We start from the raw sequence: 25,601 nt of genomic DNA on the forward strand, positions 1-25,601 counted from the left end.
GGTGTCCCCTTTAATGCAGGTTGGGCTGATTGCCCGCGCCTTTTTCGTCGATCATCCGGCCGGTGCGGAACCGGTCCAACCGATAGGCCGTTGCGACAGGGTGCGGTTCGTCCTTCGCAAGCAGATGTGCAAAGCAATAGCCCGAAGCCGGAGTTGCCTTGAACCCGCCATAGCACCAGCCCCCGTTGAAATAGAGGCCCTCGACCGGCGTTTGGTCAATGATCGGAGAGCCATCCATCGACATGTCCATCACGCCACCCCACATCCGCAGCAACCGGGCGCGTCCGATCATCGGCATCAATGCCATGCCACCTTCGCAAACATCCTCGACCACGGGCAAGTTGCCGCGTTGGGCATAGGTGTTATAGCCGTCAAGATCGCCACCAAACACCAGCCCGCCCTTGTCGGACTGACTGACATAAAAATGCCCCGCGCCATAGGTGATGACACTGGGCAGGACAGGCTTTAGCCCCTCAGATACAAAGGCTTGTAGAACGTGGCTTTCGATAGGCAGGCGCAGTCCGGCCATCCCCATAACGCGCCCCGAACTGCCCGCAACGGCGCATCCGACTTTGGAGGCGCCGATAAAGCCCCTAGTCGTTTCGACCCCAAGACATTTGCCATCTTCGATCCGCAGCCCGGTAACTTCACAGTTCTGGATAATATCGACGCCATGCAGGTCGGCTGACCGGGCATAGCCCCAGGCCACCGCATCATGGCGCACGGTGCCTCCACGCCGTTGAACAAGGCCGCCCTTGATCGGAAAGCGAGCGTCGTCGAAATTCAGATAAGGGTGTTCGCGCCGCACCTGATCTGCGTCCAGCAATTCGGCATCGGCCCCGTTCAGGATCATCGCATTGCCACGTCGCGTATAGGCGTCACGCTGTCCGTCTGTATGGAACAGATTGACGATACCGCGCTGACTGACCATTGCGTTATAGTTCAGGTCCTGCTCGAGCCCTTCCCACAGCTTCAGCGAGAACTCATAAAACGGCTCATTCCCATCCAGCAGGTAGTTCGAGCGAATGATCGTGGTGTTTCGGCCCACATTTCCGCCACCGATCCAGCCTTTCTCGATTACGGCAACATTTCGTTGGCCGTAGATTTTGGAAAGGTAATGCGCGGTTGCCAGACCATGCCCGCCGCCGCCGATTACGATGATGTCGTAATGGGCCTTAGGTTCAGGTTCACGCCAAACCGGTTTCCACCCTTTGTGGCCGGTTAGCGCCTCTTTGATAACTCGAAAGCCGGAATATCTCATGAATCGGACCTTTTCTTCCAAACTTCACTATTTTCGGGCGCGGCGATATCCCCATATGCGACATGGGTGTGTCTGAATCAGACCCTCAGGCACAAGAAATAAGGCCGGAAAACCAATCGGTGAAATCCGATACCTCGGCTGAGTTGCGAAGGACGGATAAAAAATAGCCCTCACTGGCGGGTGCGGAATCTTTGCTGGCAAGGCGGACTTTGCCCGATTTCCGGGCTTGCTCTGCGATGATAGAATTCACCAGCGCAACGCCGCTGCCTGAAACAGCAAGTTGCAGGGCGAGGCCATAGGAATCCACAAAATATGATGGCTTGCGCAGTTTCTGGCCGGTGATTTCACCCCATGACGCCCAACTGTCCGATGTGCCAACGGATTCGATCAGAGGCAGATCAAGCCAATTGCCGCTTAGATTCGGCGACACCACCGGGACAAGGCGATTGGGATTCAACGGTTTCGCATTTTTCCCGACTTGTTTTTCTGAACCAAAGCGTACCTCAATATCGGCGCGCGATGCTGCATATTCGTCAGGCCATATAGTGCTGACAAATCGGAGTGAGGTTTCGGGGTGCTGGGCCTGAAATTCGGGTAATGCCGGCGAGATGACCCATTCGATGATGCTGATAGAGGCCGCCACCGTGATATGGCGAGCTTTTTCTTCGGCCAAATAGGGTGAGGCTGCGGAGTGCAACATATCCAAGGCTGCCTCGACCTGTGGCAGCAGCTTCCGCCCTTCATCCGTCAAAGAAAGACCGCGCGCGTGGCGGTGGAACAGAACGACGCCCAGACGGGTTTCCAAGGCTTTGATTTGTTGGCTGACTGCGGATTGCGTCAACCCGATTTCATCCGCTGCAGCAGTTGAACTAAGCCGCCGCGCCGCTGCTTCGAACGACCGGAACCACGTCAGGGGAGGGAGTGTTTTTGCCATCGGTAACCCACCTATTAGTGTTGTTAATACCTAAGGCTCAAGTTCTTTCGTTTGTCAAAAGATGTTTCTAACGGTGATATTTCCTCAAGCAGATTTGGGGAGATGGCAGTGCAGCCAAATATCAGAAAAATAGTGACTTTCGACGAAGAGGTTCTGGTTGAAGGATTTCGTGCCGCCGACCGCCCGTGGCGCATGTTTGCCGTTGCGGCGGTTGTGTCGAACCCTTGGGCTGGCCGGTATGTCGAGGATCTGAGACCGGAAATTCTGGCCTATGGGCCTGTGCTGGGGCAAATGTTGACTGACCGGATGGTCACGCTTGCAGGTGGCGGCGAGGTGATCGAAGCCTATGGCAAAGCGGCGGTTGTAGGGCTGGATGGCGAGGTCGAACATGCCTCGGGCCTGATCCACACGCTGCATTTCGGGAATTACTATCGTCAAGCGGTTGGGGCCAAGTCCTATCTGTCCTTCACCAATACCCGCGGTCCGGCGAACACTCCGATCATGGTGCCCATGATGGACAAGAATGATGCCGGGCGTAGATCGCATTATCTGACGCTGCAGTTTGCAATCCCCGACGCACCGCGCGCGGATGAAATTGTGGTCGTGCTGGGTGGCGCAACCTCGGGCCGCCCCCATCATCGGATCGGCGACCGTTATCAGGACCTCAAGGATTTGGGCCATGACGTGGACAACCCGGCCTCGGTCTGAACTCAGCACCCTGGCGGTGATTGATCAGGGCCAAGGGCCGCTGGTTATTCTGCTGCACGGGGTTGGCCTGCGGGCCGAGGCGTGGGGCGCGCAGATCGACGCCCTGGTCGCGGCGGGGTATCGTGTCTTGTGCCCGGATATGCCAGGACATGGTCAGTCGAGCTTTGATCATCCGACTGGCTTGGAGGCCTACGTGCACCGCACGGCGTCCGTGCTGACAGAGCCCGCTGTCTTGATCGGCCATTCAATGGGCGCCCTGATAGCGCTCCGACTGGCGGCGGATGTGCCAGATAGCGTTCTTGGCGTTGCGGCATTGAATGCGATCCATCGGCGTCCGGTTGCCGCGCACAAGGCCGTCGTCGCACGTGCCTCGGCCTTGGAGGTATCGGGGCCAAATGATCCCACGGTCACGTTGCAACGTTGGTTTGGCGAAGCCTCGTCCGCCGAGCGACAGGCCTGCAGGCGCTGGCTAACTGAGGTTGATCCGGCGGCCTACAAATCCGCGTATACCGCTTTTGCCGAAACGGACGGTCCTTCCGATGATGAACTGGCCCGTATCGCTTGTCCCGCCTTGTTCATGACCGGCGCGGATGAGCCGAATTCGACGCCTGAAATGTCTCGGGACATGGCGCGTTTGGTTCCCTCGGGACAAGCGGCAATCATCGCAGGTGCCGCACATATGTTGCCGATGACTCATCCCGCCGAAGTAAACGCACAGCTGTTGGAATTTGTGGGGGGGTGCCAGCCATGACAAGTATGGACCCCCGAGCTTTGCGTGACGCCTTTGGCAGCTTTATGACCGGGGTGACAGTGGTGACGGCACGGGACGAGCACGGTGCGCCGGTCGGGTTCACCGCAAACTCGTTTTCGTCTGTGTCACTTGACCCGCCATTGCTGCTGGTGTGTCCGGGGAAGTTTCTGTCCAGCCACGAAATTTTCGCCAACTGCACCCGGTTTGCGGTGAATGTGCTTGCAGATGGACAGCAAGAGATATCGAACACTTTCGCTGGGTATAAAGGGGACCGGTTTGCAAAGGTCGCGCACAGCAATGGCCTTTTTGATCTACCCCTAATCGACGGGGCGCTGGCGCAGTTTTGCTGCAAGACCCATCAGGTCCTTCCCGCCGGTGATCATACCTTATTGATCGGTGAGGTGGCAGAGTTCTCGCACTCGGTCGGGCAGGGTCTTGGATATGTCGGAGGGTCGTATTTCAGCCTGGGGCTCGAACGTGAAATCGACGCCATGGTACCGACGATATGCGGCGCGATCATCCGCAAAGATGACAATGTTTTGCTGGAGCAGAGCAATGGTGCCTATCGTCCCGTTCAAATCTCCGGGGTCGAGCGGGGTGGGCAGCGAAACCGATTGACCCAGGGCTTGTCAGAACGTGGACTGAAGGTCGAGGTCGAACAGGTCTATTCCTCATTCGACGATGCGGAAACAAAGCAGCATTACACCTATTTTCTGGCCAGCTGTTCCCGACCAACGCCGCTTGAGGGCGCCGAATGGATCAGAACGGATGACCTTCCGAACCTGAAATACGTGTCCGGCGGTGTCCGCCACATGATGACCCGCTATGCGATGGAAGCCAAAGAGGGGGATTTCTCTCTCTACCTTGGTGACGCCTCGCAAGGCGACATTCACAGCTTACGATAAAGGAGCAGGTCAATGGAATTTTCCCTGTTTGCCCATATGGAACGTTTGTCGCCAGATCAGCCGCATGACGTTCTGTATGACGAATTCGTCAGCCTTGTGAAAATGGCGGACGAGGGCGGGATGCGCGCCGTCTGGACGGGTGAGCATCACGGGATGGAGTTCACCATCGCGCCCAACCCCTTTATCTCGCTAGTCGATCTGGCCCATCACACCCGGAATGTACGGCTGGGGACGGGTACGGTAGTCGCCCCGTTCTGGCATCCGATCAAATTGGCCGGAGAGGCCGCCGCGGCAGATCAGATTACCAAAGGCCGGATCGAACTGGGGATCGCACGCGGCGCATATTCTTATGAGTATGAGCGCCTGATGCCGGGGATGGATGCCTGGGAAGCGGGCCAACGGATGCGGGAAACAACCCCTTTGCTTCCGCAGATCTGGCAGGGCGATTGTGCGCATGAGGGTGAGTTTTATTCCTTCCCGGCAACCACATCTGCGCCGAAACCGTTTCAGAAAGACGGTCCGCCGATCTGGATCGCGGCGCGGGACCCCAATAGTCATGAATTCGGTGTCCACAACGGGTTTAACATCCAGGTCACCCCCCTGTGGCAGGGCATGGAAGAGATTGAAACGCTGATGGACCGCTTCAATGCAGCCTGCGACAGCCATACCGGACCGCGCCCCAAAATCATGCTGTTGCATCATACATATGTTGGCAAGGACACAGACGATGTTGCGCAAGGCGTTCAGGAATTGCGCCGGTATTACAACTATTTCGGTGCCTGGTTCATGAACAAACGCCCGGTCGAGCAAGGGTTGATCCAACGGATCACCCCGGACGAGATGGATGCCAACCAGATGTACACAAGTGATAAGCTGGCGCGCGACCTGACGGTTGGTACAGCGCAGCAGGTTATCGACCGGATCAAACGTTATGAAGATTTGGGCTATGATGAGTTTTCGTTCTGGGTCGACAGCGGGATGACGAACGAGCGAAAACGTGCCTCTCTGGCGCGGTTCATCGACGATGTCATGCCAGCCTTTCAGTGAGGAACACTATGGGAAATCTACCGCATTTTCAGCTTTTCATTGATGGCGCCTGGTCTGAGGGGGCGACGTCTCAGGTCATGACATCTGCAAATCCCGCAACTGGGCAGGGGTGGGCTACGTTTTCCTGTGCGGCACCTGAGGATGTCGACAGGGCAGTCGCCGCCGCCAAACGTGCGCTTGATGATCCGCAATGGCGCGACATGACGGCCACCGCGCGCGGCAAGCTTCTTTATCGGCTGGCTGACCTGGTTGCCGAAAACGCTGCACGGCTTGGGGAATTTGAGACAACAGACAGCGGTAAACTGCTGGCAGAAACCTCGGCGCAAACTGGGTATGTCGCGGATTATTACCGCTATTTCGCAGGGCTTGCGGATAAGGTTGAAGGGACGGTTCTGCCCATCGACAAGCAGGATATGCATGTGTTTACCACGCGCGAACCCATTGGTGTTGTCGCGGCTATTGTGCCCTGGAATGCACAAATGTTCCTGACAGCGACTAAGTTGGGCCCGGCGCTTGCGGCTGGGTGTACCGTCGTGCTGAAGGCATCCGAAATTGCGCCGGCCCCGATGCTGGAGTTCGCGCGTTTGATTGAACAGGCCGGATTCCCCGCGGGCGTTGTCTCGGTCATCACCGGGGATGCGGAAAACTGTGCAATTCCACTAACCCGCCATCCCGATCTGGATCGCATCGCCTTTACCGGTGGCCCCGAGACAGCGCGCCATGTGGTCAGGAATTCCGCCGAAAACTTCGCCGTCACCTCGCTGGAGCTTGGTGGCAAATCGCCGATACTTGTTTTTGAAGACGCGGATCTGGATGGGGCCGCAAATGGCCTGATCGCCGGAAACTTTGGCGCGTCGGGGCAAAGTTGCGTTGCGGGCACGCGCGGGCTTGTGCAGCGATCCGTTCTGCAAGATCTGATCGGCCGCATCAAAGAAAAGGCGGGTGCAATCGTTCTGGGTGACCCGCTGGAGGCCGGTACCCATGTCGGACCGCTATGTACCATGGCGCAAGTGAACAAGATCGAAGAGACCCTGGCCAAGTCAGCGGAGCAGGGGGCCGTGGTCCATTTCGGCGGGCAACCTGCGGATCGGCCCGGCAATTACATGAACCCAACCCTGGTCGAGTGCATATCGCCCGAGACCGAGACGTTGAAAGTTGAGATGTTTGGCCCGGTCATGTCTCTGCTGCCATTCGATACCGAAGAAGAGGCCATCGCGTTAGCCAACAGCACAGTCTTTGGGCTGGGTTCAGGTGTGTTTACGCAGAACCTGGCGCGGGCGCATCGGGTGTCCAAGCGGATCAAGTCCGGGATTTGTTGGGTTAATACCTATCGCGCGATCTCTCCTATCGCGCCGTTTGGCGGGTTCAATCAATCAGGGTATGGTCGTGAAGCCGGGGTTGAAGCCATCCTCGATTACACCCGGACCAAGACCATCTGGATCAGCACCTCGCAAGAGCCGATGGCGAACCCGTTTGTGATGCGCTAGGTCTGTTGTCAGACAGATATCGGAGCGCGGTCATGAAGTTGAAACATCCGAATTTTAAACCTCCGGCAGACGCAAATGACCGGAAGGAGATCCCTCCGGTCATTTGCTATCCGCCCGAAACGATGCCGCAACCTGATCTGGTTGCGTTGACCGACCTGAGGCAGCATGCGGTGAAAACCGCCGAAGTCATTGCAGCCCCGCGTGATGCAGCCTGTATTGAAGTGCCCGCGGGGGCCTTTATTCGGGTGGTGTCGGTCGATGGCGCGCAGGTCGGTGATCTGAACATGTGGAACAAGCACGACCTGACCGAACGGTTCTATTCCGGCAAAACCCGCGCGCTGCATGGCACGCATCTGTCGACCGGGGATCGGATGTGGTCAAGTTTTCCAAATATGCGACCCATGGCGACCATCGTCACGGATACTCTGGATTGGTATGGGTTCGATTCATACGGCGGATCCGTGCATGACGTAATCGGGACCCGCTGTGACCCCTATACCGGGCGATTGCTGTCTGGCGATGACTACCATTATTGCTGCCATTCCAACCTGACACGGGCATTGGCCAGCCATTGTGGCCTGCCGCTGCATGAGGCCGAAATGCACGTCCACGACGTGTTGAACGTCTTCATGTGCACCGGATTTACGCAGGACACAGGCCAATACTTCATGAAGGCAAGCCCGGTGCGTCCGGGTGATTACCTGGAATTCTACGCCGAGATAGACCTGATCGTCGGCCTTTCAGCTTGTCCCGGGGGCGATTGCTCGTCCGAGCATTCCTCGGACGCAGCCGCCTGTTATCCATTGGTTATGGAAGTCTATAACCCTGGTGAAGACATCCGAAACGCGCATGTTCAGCCCAAGCGATCTGCTTATGATCGCACCCATGGGGCAGGTTAAGAGGTCAGGCGTTGCCCAAGCCGGTCCAGCATCCGACAGCATAGGTCGAGCTGTTCGATCTCGACGTACTCATCTGCTTTATGGGCCTGTGTGATCGAGCCGGGACCGCAGACAATCGCGTGGGTGCCAAGCTGCTGAAACAGGCCAGCTTCAGTGGCGAATGACACAACACCTGTTCCGTTCGCCCCGGTCAGCTCGGCAACCAGTTTGCGGGCGGCGTTTTCTTCCATTGGCTCAAGGCCTGCAACCTCGGCCGTGATATCCTGCGTGATGCTGGCTTCACTATGGACGGCCTGCATTTCGGGCAGCAGGCTGTGGGTCACATAGTCAGACAGGGTTTGCTTGACGAAATCCGCATCGCTGGCCTGAACCGGGCGCATTTCCCAGCCGACATCGGCTTTGCTGGCAATAACGTTATGGGCGACGCCGCTATTGAAGAAACCCACGTTTATAGTGGTCCAGGGTGGCTCGAAGGGGCTGCTTGTTGGCGCGCGGGATTTCAATATCTGGCGCAGTTCCAGAAGTTTTCCTACATAGCGTGCCGCGTATTCCGCCGCATTAACCCCATCATCCGGGGCCGAGCTGTGTCCTTCGAGCCCGACAAATCGTGTCGTGTATTCATAGCACCCCTTATGCCCTTCGATCAGGCACATTTCGGTGGGCTCTCCGATTATTGCGATATCCGGCACTATTCCTCGTTCGGAAAGATCGTTCACCATGTTCTGCGCGCCCAAACATCCGGTTTCTTCATCATAGGTGAAGGCAAAGTGCAGCGGTTGGGTCAGTTTTCTGGCATCCAGCGTTTCGGCAAGTGCAAGTGCGGCGGCGATGAAGCCCTTCATGTCACAGGTGCCACGTCCGTAAAGTCTGCCACCTTTCTCGGTCATCAAAAACGGGTCTGATGTCCAGTTCTGATCCGCGACGGGAACCACATCCGTGTGGCCGGATAACAAGATGCCGCCGGGAATGTCTGGGCCCATGGAAGCAAATACATTGGCCTTGGTGCCAGTATCATCCCGGGTTTCGATGCAGCGTGCACCCAAGGCCTGCAACCTGTCCCTTAGATAGCTGATGATCTTAAGATTGCTGTCTGCAGATACCGTTTCAAACGCGATCAGATCGGCGAGGATATCTTGGGTTCTTTGCAGGGTCATGGCTTTACAAACAGCTTTCTTGGGCGGTTACAGAAACATTCGGCAGGACCGGTATCGGTGATCAGGATCGACTCGGTGATCTCTAACCCCCAGACATTCAACCAGAGGCCAGGCATAAAGTGAAACGTCTTGCCAGGATCCAGGATTGTCTCATCCTCGGGACGCAGAGATATCGTGCGCTCACCCCAGTCTGGGAGATAGCTCAGACCCACTGGATAGCCACAGCACGCGCGGCATTCAATGTGGACGTATCTGACAATCAGGCATCCACACTGTACGTCGTTCCCCATTAGTATCCTGATTGCGTCCCCACTAGATCGGGTCTGCGTCATGAAAGACCAAAACGCCTTGATGGACGTAGAACGACCACCCCTCGTATCCGGTTAGCCACGTCATGTTCGAAGGATCTTCGAAGAACAGCGCGTCCAGCCCGACCTCGGTCATGGCTTTTCGTGTTTTGGACAGCCGACGGTCAAATTCCCCCCGCATGAATGCCGGATTCACTTGGCTCATCGGATCCTCGTGTCGTGATTAGAGACGTGTTGACAGAACTTTACGAATCCGATCACGTCAATGGACAACTTAGGAAGGAAATACTGTTGAAACTCAGTTCAAACCCACACCGCGGCAAGGAAAAATTGATTCCTGATGCTCCATTTCCTTCGATAAACGCGGCTCGCGTAGCTGATTTGTTAACAGTATGCCCTGCAGCAGCGGAAACCAATCTGGTAGAAGCCAAGGATTTGGCCAATGTCGCCGATCTATGGGTCAAAGATGAGCGTGGGCGTATGAACCTCGGGTCATTCAAGGCTTTGGGGGCTGCCTATGTCATCGCCCGTCACGCTGCTGATCTGGCGCAGACACCGGATGAGTCTACTTTACGCGGGAAAACCTATGTCACCGCTAGCGCGGGTAACCACGGGATGAGTGTAGCAGCAGGTGCACGGATATTTGGGGCTGATGCAGTGGTCTATATCGCCGAAACCGTACCTGAAAGTTTCGCGGAACGCCTTCGTGCGCAAAAAGCCAGGGTCGTTCGTCAAGGTACGGATTATGCCGCCAGTATGGAGGCTGCTGGCAAAGCGGCGCAGGATAACGGTTGGACATTGCTATCTGACAGTTCGTGGGACGGGTATTACGAGCTGCCGCACACCCTGATGGAGGGATATCTGCAGATGGCTGCAGAAGCGGTGCGCCAATGCCCAAATGCGCCCACGCATATCATTTTGCAGGCCGGGGTAGGTGGGCTAGCAGGGTCGGTTGCAGCTTATGCGCGCCATGCCTGGGGTGATGGACCCAAAATCATTGTCGTGGAACCCGAAGCGGCCCCTGCGTTGCAAGCCAGTATCGAAGCAGGTACCTGCGTCTTTGCGGATGGGCCTGACAGCATCATGGGGCGGCTGGACTGTAAAGAACCATCGCTGATCGCGCTGAATGGTCTGGCGCGGGATGCAGACTGTTTTCTGACGCTCTCGGATGACGACGTGGTGCGGTATTTACCGGCCATGGCAGAGGCTGGGTTGGCGACAACTGCTTCGGGCGGGGCGGGCGTCGCAGCAGCGATGAATGCAGATGTCTGCGAGGCCCTGAACATTGGAAGCGATGCCCAAGTTCTGTGCATTTTATCCGAAGTACCGGATTGAAGAAGGCCAAGAAGCATCTGAATCCTGCCCTGGAATAAGCGCAGGAAGCGGCAAGTTAAGAGGGTGCAACTGCCCCCAAAGGCAGAATCCGATTGCGCCTGAAAACGCGGGGTTCGCAAATCCGTACCTCTGCCCTATCAAAATGAGATTAATAGCCCCCCAAAGCGCGGTTTCTAGATTGGATTGCACCAGATAATTTTGGCGTTTTCCAATCGGTCAAGGAATTTCGACATGCGAATCTCTCAGCAACTCAGTATCGATGTCGAGGTCTGGGCTGGGAGATGCGGCGGTTTAAATAGCAATTATAACTCATTTAAATAATTAGATTTATGTTGTTGATTGGGAAGTTAAATAGAGGCGAATGAAGCAAGTTAATTACGCCATTCAAGGCCTTGCGTTGCGGACGAGATATCGAAATATCAGTTGAGCTGAAGTGAATTACAGGATTCTTTGTCGCCTAGCTGTCACATTTATGGTTGCGTGGTTGGTCCCCCATGTCCTTAAATAGGGTGGACTGGTCTTTGAGATCCGGATGAACCGGGCAAGCAAAGACCGCACAGGGGAGCCAAGTTGGTAATGTCAAATGACGCAGCGTTCGTCGAATTTCAGCGTGTTCAAAAATCTTATGACGGCGAGATACTCGTCGTAAAAGACCTTAATCTCTCGATGCCAAAAGGTGAGTTTCTAACTATGCTCGGCCCCTCGGGGTCAGGCAAGACAACTTGCCTAATGATGTTGGCCGGATTTGAAACCGCTACTCATGGCGAAATCATGTTGGACGGACGCCCGATCAACAACATTCCACCACATAAGCGCGGGATTGGCATGGTGTTCCAAAACTATGCATTGTTCCCGCATATGACTGTGGCTGAAAACCTTTCGTTCCCGCTTGAAGTGCGCAACATTGGCAAAAGCGATCGGGAAGAAAAAGTGAAGCGTGCGCTGGATATGGTCCAGATGGGCGCCTTTGGCAGCCGCCGTCCGGCGCAACTGTCCGGCGGTCAGCAGCAGCGGATCGCCTTGGCCCGTGCTTTGGTGTTCGAGCCTGAGCTAGTTTTGATGGACGAACCGCTGGGCGCGCTGGACAAGCAATTGCGCGAACATATGCAGTTCGAGATTACCCGTCTGGCGCATGAGCTGGGGATTACGACAGTTTACGTGACCCACGACCAGACAGAGGCGCTGACGATGTCGGATCGCGTGGCCGTGTTCGACGACGGACGCATCCAGCAGCTTGCGCCGCCGGATCTGCTCTATGAAGAGCCCGAAAATAGCTTTGTTGCCCAGTTCATTGGTGAAAACAACACCTTGGAAGGCGTTGTTAAGTCAATCGACGGCGACTCGTGCGTGGTTGCACTGGATGATGGATCAGAAATTGACGCCAAACCGGTCAATGTCACTGCAGCCGGTGAACGGACCAAGGTTTCAATCCGTCCCGAGCGGGTCGAATTCAACAAAGATCGCCTGCATGCCGATGCGCATACGCTAAAGGCGACTGTCAAAGAATTCATCTATATGGGTGATGTCTTCCGGTTTCGCCTATCTGTGGCGGGCAATGAAGACTTTATCATTAAGACCCGAAACGCTCCCGATGCGGTTCGGTTGTCGCCCGGCCAGGAAGTTGAAATCGGTTGGTTGGCCCATGATTGCCGGGCACTTGACGCCTGATGAAGAACGTCCCCTGGTGGATCGCTGGGGGGTAAATGGCGGCCGGGTTGCCCCGTGATCCGGTCTGTTCAGAAATTTACGGGTATAACAGGGAGTTAACAATGAAAGTTAAAACCACTTTGATGGCAAGCGCCATTGTTGCCGTGGCCGGAGGCGCCATGGCCGAGGAGATGACGATTGTCTCGTGGGGCGGCGCCTATTCCAAGTCACAGCTGAAGGCGTATCACGAGCCCTATTCTGAAAAGAGCGGCATCACTATCCTTAACGATGACAGCTCGGCCGAAGCGGTTGCCAAGCTGCGCGCGATGAACGAAGCGGGCAACATCACCTGGGACGTAGTGGATGTTGTTGCTGCGGACGCAATTCGTCTGTGTGACGAAGGTCTGGCGATGGAGATCGACCCCGACACCATGCTGGCCCCGGCGCCCGACGGCACCTCGGCTGCCGATGATTTCGGTGACCTGCTGGTCAGCGAGTGCTTTATCCCGCAGATCGTGTATTCGACTACATTCGGCTATCGTACAGACCTGGTAGGTGACACACCTCCGACCGATGTCTGCGCCGTATTTGATCTGGAGGCCTATCCGGGCAAGCGTTCACTGGAAAAGCGTGCCATCAACAACATGGAATGGGCGCTGATCTGTGACGGCGTCGCCAAAGATGACGTTTATGACGTTCTGGCGACCCCTGAAGGTCAGGATCAGGCGTTGGCGAAACTGGGAACCATCAAGGACAACGTCGTCTGGTGGTCCGCGGGTGCCGACACGCCGCAGCTTCTGGCCGATGGCGAGATCATCATGGGCTCGACCTATAACGGCCGTCTGTTCAGCGTGATCGAAGAGCAGAAGCAGCCCGTTGCCATGCTGTGGGACGCGCAGATCTTTGACCTGGACGGCTGGATCATCCCCGCCGGTCTGAGCGAAGAGCGTCAGCAGCGTGCGCTGGACTACATCATGTTCGCAACGGACACGCAGCGTCTGGCGGATCAGGCTAAGTACATCTCGTACGGTCCGGCCCGTGCCTCTTCGGCTCCGCTGGTTGGTCAGCATGCCGAGCTTGGCATCGACATGGCGCCGCACATGCCGACCGATCCGGAAAACGCCAAGAACACGTTCCTGTATAACTACGAGTTCTGGGCGGATTACCGCGATGACATCGAAGCGAAATTCCAGGCTTGGCTTGCGAAATAATCGTTTGATTTCATGAAACAGTCGGGGGCGGTGCGCCGCCCCCAGACCCAAGCAGAGTCAAGGGGCACAAATGACTGACGCAAGCCAAAATGCGGGGCCGATGCTGGCAGCGGACGGAACGCCGCTCAAGCAATCGCTGGCACGTTCACTGCGGCGGCAGAAATTACGAGCATTGATGCTCGTCGCTCCGCTTCTGCTATTTGTCATGTTTTCCTTTATCGTGCCGATTGCTTCAATGCTGTTCCGCTCGGTTGAAAACAGCATGGTTTCAGAGACCCTCCCGCTTACTGTGGAAGCCCTGCAAAGCTGGGACGCCCAAAGCGGTGAGCTTCCGGACGAAGCAGTATACGACGCATTTGTTCGCGACATGGTCGTTGCCGTTGATAGCAAAACCCACACCCGCCTTGGCTCGCGTCTGAACTACGAAGAGACTGGCATGTCTTCTTTGTTCCGCCGCTCTGGCCGGAAAATGGGCAAGCTTGACCCTGAAACCGATGGACCGTTCAAGGAACAGATCATAGAGATTCACGAGGGCTGGGGCGATCCTAAGACATGGGCAGTGATCAAGACCCATTCGCCAACGGTTACCAATGGTTATTTCCTGAACGCGGTCGATATGCGCCGCACGCCCGAAGGCGCGCAGTCGCAGCCTGAAGACAAGCAGATTCTGATCAAGCTGTTTGGCCGCACATTGTTCATGTCGCTGGTGATTACCGGGGCCTGTATCCTGCTGGCATACCCGGTCAGCTACCTTTTGGCGACTTTGCCAATGCGTGTGTCAAACCTGCTGATGATCCTTGTCCTCTTGCCTTTCTGGACCTCACTTCTGGTGCGCACCTCGGCGTGGAAAGTGATGTTGCAACAGCAGGGCGTGATTAATGAAACATTGGTCTGGCTTGGACTCGTGGCCGATGATGCACGACTGGTGATCATCAATAACCAGATCGGCACGATCATTGCGATGACGCATATCCTGCTGCCGTTCATGATCCTGCCGATGTATTCAGTGATGCAGACAATCCCGGTGACTTACACGCGGGCGGCGAAATCCATGGGCGCGACCAACTGGACGACCTTCTGGCGTATCTACTTCCCACAATCCATTCCGGGTATCGGAGCGGGCTCGATCCTCGTGTTCATTCTTTCGATCGGTTACTACATCACGCCTGAAATCGTTGGCGGCACAAAAGGTGTCTTCATCTCGAACCGGATTGCCTATCACATCTCGTCCTCGCTGAACTGGGGGCTGGCTGCGGCCTTGGGTACAATCCTGCTGGGTGTCGTCATGCTGCTCTACTGGGTCTACGACAAGATCGTGGGCATTGATAATGTGAAGTTGGGATAATCGACATGGCTGCACTTACACCGATATCCCGCAAACCGCTCTCCATGGTTCTGCCCAGTGTCGCCTTGGCGGGTGCCTTCGCCGGCGTCTTTGTCGGCGCGGGCAACGGCTCGATCCTTTTGGGCATTCTGGGTGGCGCAGCTCTGATCGCCGCGCTGGCCTGGGTCTACATCAACGTTCTGAAGAACGAAAAACTGGCGCGCTGGATCAATATCCTGGGTTTCGGCATCATCGGTTTCCTGTTGTCAGGTCCGATGGGTGGCATTCTGGGCCTGTTGGGCGGTTGGTTTTTTATCTTCTTTATCTATTGGCTCTATGAAGGCCGGTATCGCCGTAAACTGCTCAGCTATCTGACGCCAAAACAGGTATTCTATCACTATCTGTTCCGGGTTATCTGCGGTGCGATCTTCGTGTTCCTGATCACCCCGATCCTTGTGGTTCTGCCGCTGTCGTTCAACGCGCAGGACTTCTTTACCTTCACCCCTGAGATGCTGAGTCTGGACCCCGAAGGGTATTCGCTGAAGCATTACCGCGATTTCTTCACCAACAATGAATGGCAGCGCAGCTTCAAGAACTCGCTGATCATCGCGCCGATTGCGACGATCATCTCGGTCTCGCTGGGCACGTTGGCGGCCATCGGCCTCAGCCAGAGCCACGTACCCGGCCGCCGCGTCATCATGGGCGTCCTGATCTCGCCGATGATCGTGCCGTTGATCATCTCGGCCACCGGCATGTTCTTCTTCTACAGCGATATCGGTCGCTTCATGGAAGGTACGCTGGGCATGAACAAGAACTTCGTGGGCTATGTGAAAGTTGTCCTTGCCCACGCCGTTCTGGGCATCCCTTTCGTCATCATCACCGTGACTGCGACGCTGGTGGGCTTTGATCGCTCTCTGACGCGGGCGGCGGCGAATATGGGCGCGGGCCCGGTGCGGACGTTCTTCAAGATTCAGATGCCCCTGATCCTGCCGGGCGTGATCTCGGGCGGCCTCTTCGCCTTTATCACCTCGTTTGATGAGGTGGTTGTGGTGCTGTTCGTTGGCTCTGCCAGCCAGAAGACACTGCCATGGCAGATGTTCACTGGCCTGCGCGAACAGATCAGCCCGACCATTCTGGCGGTAGCGACTATCCTAGTGGTGATCTCGATTGCGCTGTTGACCACGGTAGAGCTGCTGCGGCGGCGGTCTGAACGCATGCGGGGGCTCAGTCCCGCTTGACGCGACTCACAAGGTGATTTAGCGATTTCACCATGCACCCCGGTCACGATGGCGTCGTGACATCTAGGCGGGTGCATGGCTCTCGGTTCCCGAGGCCGCTTGTCCTGAACGCCGGGACTTGTGGCCGGGCTTTGCCTGTCCGGCATCGAGGAGAGACCAAAATGAATGATCTAAACAATCGCCCCGAATTCTTTATCTGCCACAACGGTGACAAGGCGCCTTTGCCCTTTAGTAAGGCAGAATATGCACGCCGTCTGGCCAGCTTGCGCGCCACGATGGCCGCCCGCGATATTCCAGCAGTTCTGCTGACTTCCATGCAAAACATCGCCTATTACTCGGGCTTCTTGTATTGCTCGTTCGGGCGTCCCTACGGTTGCGTTGTCACTCAGGACAAATGCACCACCGTGTCGGCCAATATCGACGCCGGCCAGCCTTGGCGTCGCTCGGTTGAAGACAACGTGATCTATACCGACTGGAAGCGGAACAATTACTGGCGCGCGGTGGCTGATCTGATTGGATCAGCCGGTCGGGTCGGGATCGAAGGCGATCACATGACACTGGCAATGCGCGACACCGCACTGGATATGCTGGGCCAACCTGAACTGGTTGATATCGCACCCGACACAATGGCCGCACGCATGGTGAAATCCGCCGAAGAGATCGCGCTTATCAAAGGCGGCGCACACACAGCAGATGTGGGCGGCGCAGCCATTCACGCGGCGATCCGCGAAGGCGCGAACGAGATCGATATCGCCATGGCCGGCCGTGACGCGATGGAGGCCGAGATTGCTCGTGCTTATCCAGAAGCCGAGTACCGCGACACCTGGGTCTGGTTCCAATCCGGCCTGAACACTGATGGCGCACATAACCCGGTCACCAAGCGGGCGCTGCAAAAGGGCGATATCCTGTCGTTGAACACATTCCCGATGATCTCGGGCTATTACACTGCGCTGGAACGCACCTTGTTTTTGGGCGAACCCGACGCTGACAGCCTGCGCATCTGGAAGGCAAACGTCGCCGCGCATGAGTTGGGGCTGAGCCTGATCAAACCGGGCGCGACCTGCTCGGTGATCACGGCTGAGATCAACCGTTTCTTCGCCGACGAAGGCCTGCTGCAATACCGGTCCTTTGGCTATGGCCATTCCTTCGGCATACTCAGCCATTACTACGGTCGTGAAGCGGGTCTTGAACTGCGCGAGGATATCGACACGGTTTTGGAACCCGGCATGGTCGTGTCCATCGAGCCGATGCTGTGGATTCCTGAAGGACAGCCCGGTGCCGGTGGCTATCGTGAGCATGACATTCTAGTGGTCGAAGAGGCCGGTGCCGAGAACATCACCGGCTTCCCCTATGGGCCAGAACACAACACGATCAGCGCCTGATCACATGGGCAGGAAGGGCGATCAGCCCTTCTTGCCCCGTTCGTGAAAGATGAAGCCGATAAAGTTCAGCAGCACCTGTGCCGCCAGAATCTGCGTGCTTTCGGTTGGGTCGTAACTTGGGGCGACTTCAACAAGGTCGATCCCGACCACGTCACCGCGTTTCGCCAGCCCCTGAAGAATTTCCAGCACATCGTAATACAAAAACCCGCCATGGCTGGGCGTACCCGTACCAGGTGCGATTGAGGGGCAAAACGCGTCGATATCAATCGTAACGTAATACCGCGCGCCCTCGGGGATGCGTTCAACCACGCCCTCGGTCCCCAGTTTGCGCACCTGTCGTACGGACAAGATGTCCGAGCCGCGAGCGCGGGCATCCTCATACCCTTCCTTGGCGGTTGATGACACGTTTCGAATGCCCAGCTGGGTCATGCCCGAGACGTACGGCTTTTCAATCGCCCGCCGCATCGGATTGCCGTGGCCAGCAGTGACGCCATGACGCTCGTCAACGAAATCCAGATGCGCGTCGATCTGGACCACATGGATCGGACCGTTCTGCGCGCAATCTGAGGCAAAGGCGTTGATGCAGGGGATATTCACCGAATGATCGCCGCCGATGGTGACGGGCAGGGCGCCTGCGGACAGAATACGTTCGACGCCGTATTGAATATTGGCGTGGCTCTCATCTGTCTTGGTGTGGATAATATCGGCATCCCCAATATCGACCATCCGCACCGATCCATCCAGATAAGTGGCGTCATCCTCATGGTCATAGGCCCCGGCATGGCCAAAGCTGAACAGGGTTGAGGCCTCGCGTACAGCACGGGGCCCAAAGCGCGCGCCGGACCTCCATTGAGTGCCAAAGTCGAAAGGCGCCCCCATGACTGCGACATCCGCGTCGATATTGTCCCAATCCTCGACATACGGCGCTTTGCCGAAGGTCGAAATGCCGACGAAAGGCAGATTAAGCCGCCCACCGCTATACCCATGTGATGACATGGCGAGTTTCCCGTTTCTTGCTGTTCAACGGCAGCTTAGACAGGAATTCAAAGCTGCGATAGGTGGGGGCTGTGGGCTTGATTATCCGATTGTGCGAAGTGTATCTGGTGCAGCCATTATAAAGGAACAGCCGTGGGCCATCATGAACTGCCACCGGGAACGGGTGTCTACTATATCAATCTGGATCGGGTACCCGAGCGGCGCAACTTTATGGAGGCGCAGTTCGCCCATACCGGGCTGATCGGGGCCGCGCGTTTCAGTGCGACCGACGCGCAACAAGAAGGCGCACTGGATGGTCACGGCTATGTTGCCGGTTCCGGCAGCCGCTGGGGTCTGAAACAAAGTGAAGTCGCTTGTTTCGAAAGCCATCGCGCCGTTTGGAAGCGTGCCGTTCAGCAAGACCTGAAGGCTGTTGCGATCTTTGAAGACGATGTCGAAATGTCGACCCAAGCTGGCGGTGTGATTGCCAGATTGCTCGAAGCAGGGTCAGGGTTCGACTTCCTAAAGCTGGACTATTCCCCCCGGGTGCTGCGGTTTGGGCCAGAACTACAGATTTCCGGCGTACCGGTTCGCCCGATGCTGGAAATGGCACCCAGCGCGGCCGCATATATCCTGTCGCAGGCGGCCTGCCGTAAATTGCTGATGTGGTCCGAGAAATACTCGGATCACCTGGATGATTTCGTATCTATCCCCCGCCCGGATTGGCAAATGTATCAGTGTTTTCCAGCAGTCGGCGTTCAAATGATCTGGTCGAAACAGCAAGATCAGGCTGAAGATTCCGTGAAAGTCAGTGAACGTTCACAAAACAGAAAGACCAATAGCGGTCTGGATAAGGGACCCCTGTGGTTTCGCATTCGTCGCGAATTGCAGGCCGCGAAACGCAAGTTGTATTGGCGCCAGAGAGGCGAAGCCCGATTGCTTGAAAGCGGGGGGTATGTCGGATTTATCCCCTGTGCCGAAGACCTGAGGGTTTAGTTTAGATCATGAGCTGATCACGTCTTTCCAACCAAGCAAAAATAGTAATTCTCGATAAGCGTTAACAAAACTGTCAATTTGATATAAACTTCCAGTGTTGTTGGTGTTTTTCCGGTTTGGGGTTGGTGTGGGTCAGACAATCTATGAGCATTATGGCGGTTTCAAAACGATCAGTCGGATCGTAATGACTTTTTACGAAATGGCACTGGAGTCTGATCAGATCGGTGACCATTTCGAAGATATCGACATGCCAAGGCTGATTGATCACCAGACCAAGTTCGTATCGTCTCTGATCGGTGGTCCGACATCATTTAGCGATGATCGAATTGAAGCGGTTCACAGAAATCTGAACATCTCGCACGCAGATTTTGACGAAATGGCAGATCTGTTTGGTGAAGCGCTGGCGTTACATGGAATGGAAGATCGGCACGTAAAGATTGCCTTGGGAGCGATCGAATCCAAACGCGCAATTATTGTTACGCGCGATGCGGCATGAGTATTCTTGCGATCAATGAACAACTGCTGCGCGCGATCGGTGTTGGTGTCGCAGTGGTTCGGGCGTCAGATCTTACATTCGTATTCTGCAACGGCCCTTTTCAGGAATGGTTTGGCCCTCCGGCTAATGGACAGACATTGTTGGATATTTTTCCTGACCTTGATGCGCGTGAACTTGAAGACGTAAAGCAATCGGGGCTCAGATACTCGGTCGAATTGCAGATCAAGCCGAAACGCAGGACATTGGTTTTCGCAACGGCAGTTTCTCTGGCAAACGGTCTTTCGGAACAGGTTCTGGTCATCGAGTTTCAGAACATCACCAAAATCCGCGAACTTGAAAGCATGATTGACAGCTACTCGACCATGGTCGAACGCAACACGCGCGAGTTGGAGCGTGAGAAAGAGCGGGTTGAAAGGCTGTTGCTGAACCTGATGCCGCGCGCTGTTTATGAAGAATTCAAGACATTCGGTGTGGTCACGCCGCAGCTTTACGATCAGGTGTCAGTTGTGATGCTGGACTTTGTGGGGTTCACGGATTTTGCCGCCAAGACGGACCCGACGGTTACCCTAAGCGAGTTGAATGACATCTTTACTGCCTTTGACCGGATTGTCGAACAGTTCGGATGTGAGCGGATCAAGACTATTGGCGATGCTTATCTTGCGGTGTCAGGCATGCCGGATGCTACGCCAGATCATGCGACTGCTGCTGCCCATTGTGCGGTCAGGTTCCTTCGCTATCTTGAGCGGAGAAATGAAAGCCATCCGCACAAGTGGCAGGCACGTGTGGGGCTGGGTATGGGGCCAGCGGTGGGATCTGTGGTTGGTATTCAGAAATATGTCTATGATGTATTCGGACCCGCCGTGAACATCGCTTCCCGGCTGCAAGTCTTTGCAAACCCAATGAACATTGTTGCGCCTGAAGAAATGAAATACGCCCTGATTGACGAGTTTCAGGTCTCTGATATCGGGCGTGTGGACATCAAGGGCATGGGTGAGATGGATCTGATTAATGTCACATCCGGTCTCAGCATTCCGCAACGGAAACCGGTGTTCTGACGGCTTTATTCGTCCGGAGGCACCAGCCCTAGTCCCCGTAGATATATACCGATCCCCGTTTCCAAAAGATCTTCGGGCGGGAAGGGTGCGGTGGCGCCGGTGTTACGGGCAAACAATTCGACTACACCGTGACTCAGCGCCCAGATATGTGCGCTGAACATTGAAGCCGGCGGACGTTTTTCCGGCGGAATATGTTGCGACAGATCGGCTGCAGCTTTTTCTAGAACATCTCTGGCCCGGTTTGCAGCCAGGGCAAGTTCTGGGGTGCGGTTGACGGAAATCCCACTTTCGAACATCGCGATATAGTGGCCAGGATTCTTGCGAGCAAAGGCCAGATAGGCGCGCCCGGTTGCTTCGAATGCAGCCAGCGCCGAAGGCTGGCCTTTGTCATAAGCGAATTGAATTAGATCGGCGAACATCTCGAACCCCTGACGCGCCGCCTCGGCGATCAGGTCCTCGCGCCCGTGATAGTGGCGATAAACAGCTGCAGGCGTGACGCCTGCCGCTTTTGCAGCCTCTGACAGGGTGAACCCGGTCGGACCCTTTTCCTCGATCAGGGACAGAGCTGCGTCGATCAGAGCCTGTTTCAGGTTGCCGTGGTGATACCCGCGTTTTGTCATCCCTGATTCAGACGCCTTTTTTGTACAATTCTTGAGGAACTAAGACATAAACCGGTAGCACGTATTCGTCCAATCTTTGTGATGATATTGGCCGGCAAGAAAGATCAGGCATCCCAGATATCTGGCCCGCCACATATCTTGGTGTCGATATCGCCAATCGCATTTTTGTCCTTTTCATCATAGTCCAGCGCATGAAGCACGGTTCGGATTGCTGCCAGCCTTGCCCGTTTCTTGTCGTCGGAACGAACTATGGTCCAGGGGCAGGCTTCGCTGTGACTGCGTGTAAGGGTTTCGGAAATCGAAGCAGAGTATTCATCCCATTTGTCCAAACCAGCGATATCGATTGGGCTTAGTTTCCAGTGTTTCAACGGGTCCGTTTCGCGCGCAAGAAACCGGTTCAACTGCTCGGCCCGTCCGACGTTCAACCAGAACTTGAACAAGCGGATACCATCGTCACACAGGCCGGTCTCTAACGGCAGAACCTGTCGGAAGAAGCGTTCACGCTGTTCTGTGTTGCAGAACCCAAACACATTTTCCACCACGCCGCGGTTATACCAGCTGCGGTCAAAGAACACGATTTCTCCGGCTGCGGGCAGATGTGGGATATAGCGCTGAAAATACCATTGGCTGCGCTCTTGATCCGATGGCTTGCTGAGCGCAACGTTCCGGGCCCCACGCGGGTTCAGGTTCTCACGGAACCGCTTGATTGTCCCGCCTTTTCCAGCGGCATCGCGGCCTTCGAAGATAACAGCGACACGCTGGCCAGTTTCCTTCACCCAAAGCTGCATTTTCACAAGCTCGATCTGCAGGGACTGCATTTGTTTCTCATACGCCTTACGCTTCATGCGTTCGTCATAGGGGTATGTAGGGTTCAGAATGTCATCCTTATCGGCCTCTTTGATCTCGTTCCGGACTTCTTCTGGTGCACGTTTTTTGTAATATTCCTCGATGGTGCCTTTGCCAGTTCGTGTCATGAGTCACCTCGCGATAAAATCCATATCTTACTATGGATTAGCCTCGGAATTAACGCAAACCCGCCCGCTGAGCAGCCCGGATGATTGCGGCCGCTACTTCGGGTGCGGCAACGATCTGTGGCATATGGCCAATTCCCGGCAATTCGATCAGTTCAGCGCCGGGGATTTGGTCGATCAGGGGTTCCGCATGCCATTCCAACCCGACCGTTGTGTCGGCGGTGCCATGCACAACCTCGGTCGGGACCGAAATATACTTATAGCGCGGCTGCAGCGCACGAACTTCGTCCAACAGATTGGCGCGTTGCATTGCGTTGGCATGCATCGAAGCCGGGCGCATGGTCAGCCCGGGGCCGAAATGTTCGGCATAGCCTTCGGGTGCAGTTTGGGGGGAAAAGACACCGTCTAGGGCCTGCTCGACATACCAATCGGGGACAAAGGCGTTGATCAACGGCAGCACAAGCGCGTTTCCGGGTTTGGTCGCGGCCATTCGGTTGAAACCATCCAGCGGCGTTTCCCAAGGGATCGCGGCGGGGGCAATCAACACCAGCGCCGAGATGTGTTCGGGCTGTGTAACCGCCCAGGCCAGCGACACCGACCCGCCATAGCTTTGCCCTGCAACAATGGGTTTGTCCGCGCCCAGCTTGACAGCTGCACGGCGTAGGATTTCGGCTTGTTCTTCAAGGGTTTCTCCGTCCGGATTGAAGCTGTCGGAATACCCCAATCCGGGCCGGTCAAAAACAATGACACGGAAATCTTCTGCCAGAATTGGGGCGAGGGCAAAAGTCATGTCCCGAGTGTTGCCACTGGACCCGTGGATCAGCACGACATCGGGCCCGTGCCCCATGACTACGGCATGAACGCTGACTCCATCGACGTCGATCAGCTGACCCTCGGGTGGGAAACTGGCTTCGGCTACAGCTTCGTTCCGTGACACGCGCCAAGTTGTTACGGTGGCCAGGCCAGCAATCAGCAGGGCAAGAGCTATGATGGTTTTAAGAACCAATTTGATCCATATCGAACGGTGTTGTCTGATAGATTTCGTTAATCCAGTTGCCATAGAGCAGGTGCGCATGGCTGCGCCATCTGTTCTGAGGCCGGCACGAGGGGTCGTCGTCTGGATAGTAGTTCATCGGCACGTTTATCGGTGTGCCGTTGTCGATATCGCGATCATATTCCTGCTTGAGCGTATCACTGTCATATTCAAAGTGGTTGAAGATATAGATCGCACGATGGTCCTTATCTTCGACTAAGCAGGGGCCTGCCTCATCACTTCCCAACAGGGTGGTCAGGCCGGTAGCGTTGTCGATTTCGGCCTGCTTCATCTCGGTCCACCGGCTGACCGGGATGACGCAATCATCGGAAAACCCGCGCAGAAACGGTGAGGAGGGAGCCAGATTGCGGTGCCGGAAACATCCGAAAGCCTTGGCGTCCAACATATGTTTACGCACCCCATGGAAATGGTTGATCATCGCCATTCCGCCCCAGCACACGCCAAAGGTCGAATGGACATTTGTCTGGGTCCAGTCAAATACTTCGCTGATCTCTTCCCAATAGGTGACATCCTCGAATTCAAGATGTTCGATCGGGGCGCCGGTGATGATCAGGCCGTCAAATTTTTGGTCCCTTACCTCCTGAAACGGGCGGTAGAACTCGGCCATATGCTCGGCTGCGGTGTTCTTGGTCCGATGTTCGGTCATACGGATCAGCGACAGGTCGATCTGCAGAGGGGTTGCACCGATGAGTCGCGCGAACTGGTTTTCGGTCTGAATCTTCTTGGGCATCAGATTCAGCAACCCAATCCGAAGGGGGCGAATATCCTGACGCATTGCCTGATCCTCGGACATGACCATGACGCCCTCATTGGTGAGAACGTCATATGCAGGCAGGTCTGAGGGAATCTTGATCGGCATCGGATGCAAGCCTTTGGTTTAAGAGTGTAAGTGCCGTAGTTAATCGCGCTTTGGCCGGGTCTCAAGGGCACGTTCGATCAACTCATCGAAATCACCGTCGTCGCGAATACTGTGCATGTCGCTGGCAGCGATCGTCAGACCCCAGTTGTCGGCCATCGCCCTGTATCTCGGTTGCCGATGCGCAAGAGCTTTGGCATAGGTCCAGCGAATGAATGCGTTGGGATCGACCTGTTCGGCGGAACAGCCTTGTTGGGTCAGATATTCGTCCCAGACACGTGTCAGGAATTCGGGCTGATAAGACATGGGCTTGGGCGCACGGTCAAAGCGCCTGATCAGCTCGGACGTGTGGTCGTCATCACCTTTGATCCAAATCATCAGCGTTTGGCGCGACAGCTCAGTCAGGACCTGATCGCGCGGATCGTCGGGATCAACCCATTCGCAGATCGAACCGCCAGTATCGCAAATGAAATGCGGGTATTGGTACAATCTCTGCGCCCGATCCACGAAATACTCGGTATCCAGCAGAGCGTGAATTTCTGCCAAACGGAATTGTTCCTGACGGCGTTTATACTCTGTCAGCTCCATGCCGCCCCGTGCCGGGTTGCCCGGTTTTCCCAGATAGGCGGCGACAGGGGTCAAGTTCTCGAACGAGATATTTGATCCGATGTAAATGGAATCAGACAACAGCAGGTCACGCAGGAAAGGGACCTTCATGGCCTCGGCTTTGGCGTTGTCGATGATATACTCGCCCATGTATCGCGTGCCGATCCGGTAATCGACCGAATAGTGGAACCAGTCCCCGGAATCGCGCAGAACGTTGGACACATAGGTCTTTCCCAGGCCTGACATGCCAAAAAACAGCACCTTTTTGCGCGCGGCTTCCCGCCAGTCTTTTGCCGAGTTGTAGATCATTGTCCACTATCCCTTTTCCGACCTTGCTAAAACGGGTGGGGGGCGGCGTCAATCGCGCGTGCAGCGGTTGTT

General features: G+C 55.8%; 25 protein-coding genes and 1 pseudogene. 15 read left to right on the forward strand and 11 right to left on the reverse strand.

Going from position 1 to position 25,601, the window contains the following annotated elements:
* Positions 1–10: 10 nt before the first annotated feature.
* A complete protein-coding gene (locus AC2FFB_RS01320) occupies positions 11–1,261 on the reverse strand; it encodes a sarcosine oxidase subunit beta family protein (protein WP_496690656.1) in 1,251 nt (416 codons plus the stop codon).
* An 85-nt stretch (positions 1,262–1,346) separates the two neighbouring features.
* The gene (locus AC2FFB_RS01325) at positions 1,347–2,195 is read right to left on the reverse strand and encodes a LysR family transcriptional regulator (protein WP_496874402.1); all 849 of its coding nucleotides are present in this window, start codon (positions 2,193–2,195) and stop codon (positions 1,347–1,349) included.
* A gap of 108 nt (positions 2,196–2,303) precedes the next feature.
* Between AC2FFB_RS01325 and AC2FFB_RS01330 the strand changes: the two genes are divergently transcribed.
* Genes AC2FFB_RS01330 through AC2FFB_RS01355 form a run of 6 tightly spaced genes read left to right on the forward strand, consistent with a single transcriptional unit; the run spans position 2,304 to position 7,992 of the window.
* A complete protein-coding gene (locus tag AC2FFB_RS01330; RefSeq protein ID WP_496690654.1) occupies positions 2,304–2,903 on the forward strand; it encodes an amino acid synthesis family protein in 600 nt (199 codons plus the stop codon).
* Complete coding sequence (locus tag AC2FFB_RS01335) at positions 2,875–3,654, forward strand: alpha/beta fold hydrolase (protein WP_281994711.1); 780 nt, start codon at positions 2,875–2,877, stop codon at positions 3,652–3,654. The genes AC2FFB_RS01330 and AC2FFB_RS01335 overlap by 29 nt, the downstream gene beginning before the upstream one ends.
* Positions 3,651–4,559 carry a flavin reductase family protein gene (locus AC2FFB_RS01340; RefSeq protein WP_281994710.1) on the forward strand — a complete coding sequence of 303 codons (909 nt, stop codon included), beginning with the start codon at positions 3,651–3,653 and terminating at the stop codon, positions 4,557–4,559. Before AC2FFB_RS01335 ends, AC2FFB_RS01340 begins: the two co-directional genes overlap by 4 nt.
* Before the next feature lie 12 nt (positions 4,560–4,571).
* Positions 4,572–5,606: an LLM class flavin-dependent oxidoreductase gene (locus AC2FFB_RS01345; RefSeq protein ID WP_496822615.1), complete on the forward strand. Its 1,035-nt coding sequence runs from the start codon at positions 4,572–4,574 to the stop codon at positions 5,604–5,606.
* 8 nt (positions 5,607–5,614) lie between these two features.
* Complete coding sequence (locus AC2FFB_RS01350) at positions 5,615–7,093, forward strand: aldehyde dehydrogenase (RefSeq protein ID WP_496874403.1); 1,479 nt, start codon at positions 5,615–5,617, stop codon at positions 7,091–7,093.
* A 32-nt stretch (positions 7,094–7,125) separates the two neighbouring features.
* Positions 7,126–7,992 (forward strand): urea carboxylase-associated family protein, encoded by an 867-nt coding sequence (locus tag AC2FFB_RS01355; protein ID WP_496874404.1) that lies wholly within the window; start codon positions 7,126–7,128, stop codon positions 7,990–7,992.
* Here the strand turns inward: AC2FFB_RS01355 and argE are convergent.
* The 3 genes and pseudogenes from argE to AC2FFB_RS01370 all read right to left on the reverse strand — a co-directional run bounded on the left by argE (position 7,989) and on the right by AC2FFB_RS01370 (position 9,659).
* Positions 7,989–9,146, reverse strand: a complete 1,158-nt coding sequence (argE, locus tag AC2FFB_RS01360; RefSeq protein WP_496874405.1) for an acetylornithine deacetylase — start codon at positions 9,144–9,146, stop codon at positions 7,989–7,991. The genes AC2FFB_RS01355 and argE overlap by 4 nt on opposite strands.
* A pseudogene (locus tag AC2FFB_RS01365) lies at positions 9,143–9,388 on the reverse strand (ectoine hydrolase DoeA); the annotation flags it as partial. The gene argE and the pseudogene AC2FFB_RS01365, both read right to left, overlap by 4 nt.
* Positions 9,389–9,458: 70 nt before the next feature.
* Positions 9,459–9,659, reverse strand: a complete 201-nt coding sequence (locus AC2FFB_RS01370; RefSeq protein ID WP_496822619.1) for an aminopeptidase P family N-terminal domain-containing protein — start codon at positions 9,657–9,659, stop codon at positions 9,459–9,461.
* An 86-nt stretch (positions 9,660–9,745) separates the two neighbouring features.
* Between AC2FFB_RS01370 and AC2FFB_RS01375 the strand changes: the two genes are divergently transcribed.
* The 6 genes from AC2FFB_RS01375 (at position 9,746) to AC2FFB_RS01400 (ending at position 17,591) form a co-directional block, all read left to right on the forward strand.
* Positions 9,746–10,789 carry a pyridoxal-phosphate dependent enzyme gene (locus tag AC2FFB_RS01375; protein WP_281994707.1) on the forward strand — a complete coding sequence of 348 codons (1,044 nt, stop codon included), beginning with the start codon at positions 9,746–9,748 and terminating at the stop codon, positions 10,787–10,789.
* A gap of 576 nt (positions 10,790–11,365) precedes the next feature.
* Complete coding sequence (locus AC2FFB_RS01380; protein ID WP_496822620.1) at positions 11,366–12,457, forward strand: ABC transporter ATP-binding protein; 1,092 nt, start codon at positions 11,366–11,368, stop codon at positions 12,455–12,457.
* A 101-nt stretch (positions 12,458–12,558) separates the two neighbouring features.
* A complete protein-coding gene (locus AC2FFB_RS01385; RefSeq protein WP_142634172.1) occupies positions 12,559–13,647 on the forward strand; it encodes an extracellular solute-binding protein in 1,089 nt (362 codons plus the stop codon).
* 70 nt (positions 13,648–13,717) lie between these two features.
* Positions 13,718–14,992 (forward strand): ABC transporter permease, encoded by a 1,275-nt coding sequence (locus AC2FFB_RS01390; RefSeq protein WP_281994706.1) that lies wholly within the window; start codon positions 13,718–13,720, stop codon positions 14,990–14,992.
* Positions 14,993–14,997: 5 nt separating this feature from the next.
* Entirely contained in the window at positions 14,998–16,209 is a 1,212-nt protein-coding gene (locus AC2FFB_RS01395) for an ABC transporter permease (protein WP_281994705.1), read from the forward strand.
* Between the two features lie 161 nt (positions 16,210–16,370).
* Positions 16,371–17,591 carry an aminopeptidase P family protein gene (locus AC2FFB_RS01400; RefSeq protein ID WP_496874406.1) on the forward strand — a complete coding sequence of 407 codons (1,221 nt, stop codon included), beginning with the start codon at positions 16,371–16,373 and terminating at the stop codon, positions 17,589–17,591.
* Positions 17,592–17,612: 21 nt separating this feature from the next.
* Here AC2FFB_RS01400 and speB read toward each other — a convergent pair whose 3' ends face one another.
* A complete protein-coding gene (gene speB / locus AC2FFB_RS01405) occupies positions 17,613–18,587 on the reverse strand; it encodes an agmatinase (RefSeq protein WP_281994703.1) in 975 nt (324 codons plus the stop codon).
* A 132-nt stretch (positions 18,588–18,719) separates the two neighbouring features.
* Here speB and AC2FFB_RS01410 point away from each other — a divergent pair, with 132 nt between their 5' ends.
* The 3 genes from AC2FFB_RS01410 (at position 18,720) to AC2FFB_RS01420 (ending at position 21,113) form a co-directional block, all read left to right on the forward strand.
* Positions 18,720–19,562, forward strand: a complete 843-nt coding sequence (locus tag AC2FFB_RS01410; RefSeq protein WP_281972190.1) for a glycosyltransferase family 25 protein — start codon at positions 18,720–18,722, stop codon at positions 19,560–19,562.
* Between the two features lie 94 nt (positions 19,563–19,656).
* Complete coding sequence (locus AC2FFB_RS01415; RefSeq protein ID WP_345741800.1) at positions 19,657–20,058, forward strand: group I truncated hemoglobin; 402 nt, start codon at positions 19,657–19,659, stop codon at positions 20,056–20,058.
* Positions 20,055–21,113: an adenylate/guanylate cyclase domain-containing protein gene (locus AC2FFB_RS01420; protein ID WP_271946800.1), complete on the forward strand. Its 1,059-nt coding sequence runs from the start codon at positions 20,055–20,057 to the stop codon at positions 21,111–21,113. Before AC2FFB_RS01415 ends, AC2FFB_RS01420 begins: the two co-directional genes overlap by 4 nt.
* 5 nt (positions 21,114–21,118) lie before the next feature.
* Here AC2FFB_RS01420 and AC2FFB_RS01425 read toward each other — a convergent pair whose 3' ends face one another.
* The 5 genes from AC2FFB_RS01425 to AC2FFB_RS01445 form a co-directional block, all read right to left on the reverse strand.
* A complete protein-coding gene (locus AC2FFB_RS01425; RefSeq protein WP_142634158.1) occupies positions 21,119–21,733 on the reverse strand; it encodes a TetR/AcrR family transcriptional regulator in 615 nt (204 codons plus the stop codon).
* 104 nt (positions 21,734–21,837) lie between these two features.
* Complete coding sequence (gene ppk2, locus AC2FFB_RS01430) at positions 21,838–22,707, reverse strand: polyphosphate kinase 2 (RefSeq protein ID WP_281994702.1); 870 nt, start codon at positions 22,705–22,707, stop codon at positions 21,838–21,840.
* A gap of 49 nt (positions 22,708–22,756) precedes the next feature.
* Positions 22,757–23,641, reverse strand: a complete 885-nt coding sequence (locus AC2FFB_RS01435; protein ID WP_496868419.1) for an alpha/beta fold hydrolase — start codon at positions 23,639–23,641, stop codon at positions 22,757–22,759.
* A gap of 58 nt (positions 23,642–23,699) precedes the next feature.
* A complete protein-coding gene (gene metA / locus AC2FFB_RS01440) occupies positions 23,700–24,617 on the reverse strand; it encodes a homoserine O-acetyltransferase MetA (protein ID WP_142634151.1) in 918 nt (305 codons plus the stop codon).
* 39 nt (positions 24,618–24,656) lie between these two features.
* The gene (locus AC2FFB_RS01445; protein WP_496874407.1) at positions 24,657–25,529 is read right to left on the reverse strand and encodes an ATPase; all 873 of its coding nucleotides are present in this window, start codon (positions 25,527–25,529) and stop codon (positions 24,657–24,659) included.
* Positions 25,530–25,601 lie beyond the last annotated feature (72 nt).

The sequence above is a fragment of the Ruegeria sp. YTSA219 genome (genome assembly GCF_059609985.1).

What these genes read in the sequence shown, in the direction of transcription:
- AC2FFB_RS01320 (WP_496690656.1), bottom strand. Translation starts at nt 1,261, where the DNA reads ATGAGATATTCCGGCTTTCGAGTTATCAAAGAGGCGCTAACCGGCCAC.
- AC2FFB_RS01325 (WP_496874402.1), bottom strand. Translation starts at nt 2,195, where the DNA reads ATGGCAAAAACACTCCCTCCCCTGACGTGGTTCCGGTCGTTCGAAGCA.
- AC2FFB_RS01335 (WP_281994711.1), top strand. Translation starts at nt 2,875, where the DNA reads ATGACGTGGACAACCCGGCCTCGGTCTGAACTCAGCACCCTGGCGGTG.
- AC2FFB_RS01340 (WP_281994710.1), top strand. Translation starts at nt 3,651, where the DNA reads ATGACAAGTATGGACCCCCGAGCTTTGCGTGACGCCTTTGGCAGCTTT.
- AC2FFB_RS01345 (WP_496822615.1), top strand. Translation starts at nt 4,572, where the DNA reads ATGGAATTTTCCCTGTTTGCCCATATGGAACGTTTGTCGCCAGATCAG.
- AC2FFB_RS01350 (WP_496874403.1), top strand. Translation starts at nt 5,615, where the DNA reads ATGGGAAATCTACCGCATTTTCAGCTTTTCATTGATGGCGCCTGGTCT.
- AC2FFB_RS01355 (WP_496874404.1), top strand. Translation starts at nt 7,126, where the DNA reads ATGAAGTTGAAACATCCGAATTTTAAACCTCCGGCAGACGCAAATGAC.
- argE (WP_496874405.1), bottom strand. Translation starts at nt 9,146, where the DNA reads ATGACCCTGCAAAGAACCCAAGATATCCTCGCCGATCTGATCGCGTTT.
- AC2FFB_RS01370 (WP_496822619.1), bottom strand. Translation starts at nt 9,659, where the DNA reads ATGAGCCAAGTGAATCCGGCATTCATGCGGGGGGAATTTGACCGTCGG.
- AC2FFB_RS01380 (WP_496822620.1), top strand. Translation starts at nt 11,366, where the DNA reads ATGTCAAATGACGCAGCGTTCGTCGAATTTCAGCGTGTTCAAAAATCT.
- AC2FFB_RS01385 (WP_142634172.1), top strand. Translation starts at nt 12,559, where the DNA reads ATGAAAGTTAAAACCACTTTGATGGCAAGCGCCATTGTTGCCGTGGCC.
- AC2FFB_RS01390 (WP_281994706.1), top strand. Translation starts at nt 13,718, where the DNA reads ATGACTGACGCAAGCCAAAATGCGGGGCCGATGCTGGCAGCGGACGGA.
- AC2FFB_RS01395 (WP_281994705.1), top strand. Translation starts at nt 14,998, where the DNA reads ATGGCTGCACTTACACCGATATCCCGCAAACCGCTCTCCATGGTTCTG.
- AC2FFB_RS01400 (WP_496874406.1), top strand. Translation starts at nt 16,371, where the DNA reads ATGAATGATCTAAACAATCGCCCCGAATTCTTTATCTGCCACAACGGT.
- speB (WP_281994703.1), bottom strand. Translation starts at nt 18,587, where the DNA reads ATGTCATCACATGGGTATAGCGGTGGGCGGCTTAATCTGCCTTTCGTC.
- AC2FFB_RS01420 (WP_271946800.1), top strand. Translation starts at nt 20,055, where the DNA reads ATGAGTATTCTTGCGATCAATGAACAACTGCTGCGCGCGATCGGTGTT.
- AC2FFB_RS01425 (WP_142634158.1), bottom strand. Translation starts at nt 21,733, where the DNA reads ATGACAAAACGCGGGTATCACCACGGCAACCTGAAACAGGCTCTGATC.
- ppk2 (WP_281994702.1), bottom strand. Translation starts at nt 22,707, where the DNA reads ATGACACGAACTGGCAAAGGCACCATCGAGGAATATTACAAAAAACGT.
- metA (WP_142634151.1), bottom strand. Translation starts at nt 24,617, where the DNA reads ATGCCGATCAAGATTCCCTCAGACCTGCCTGCATATGACGTTCTCACC.
- AC2FFB_RS01445 (WP_496874407.1), bottom strand. Translation starts at nt 25,529, where the DNA reads ATGATCTACAACTCGGCAAAAGACTGGCGGGAAGCCGCGCGCAAAAAG.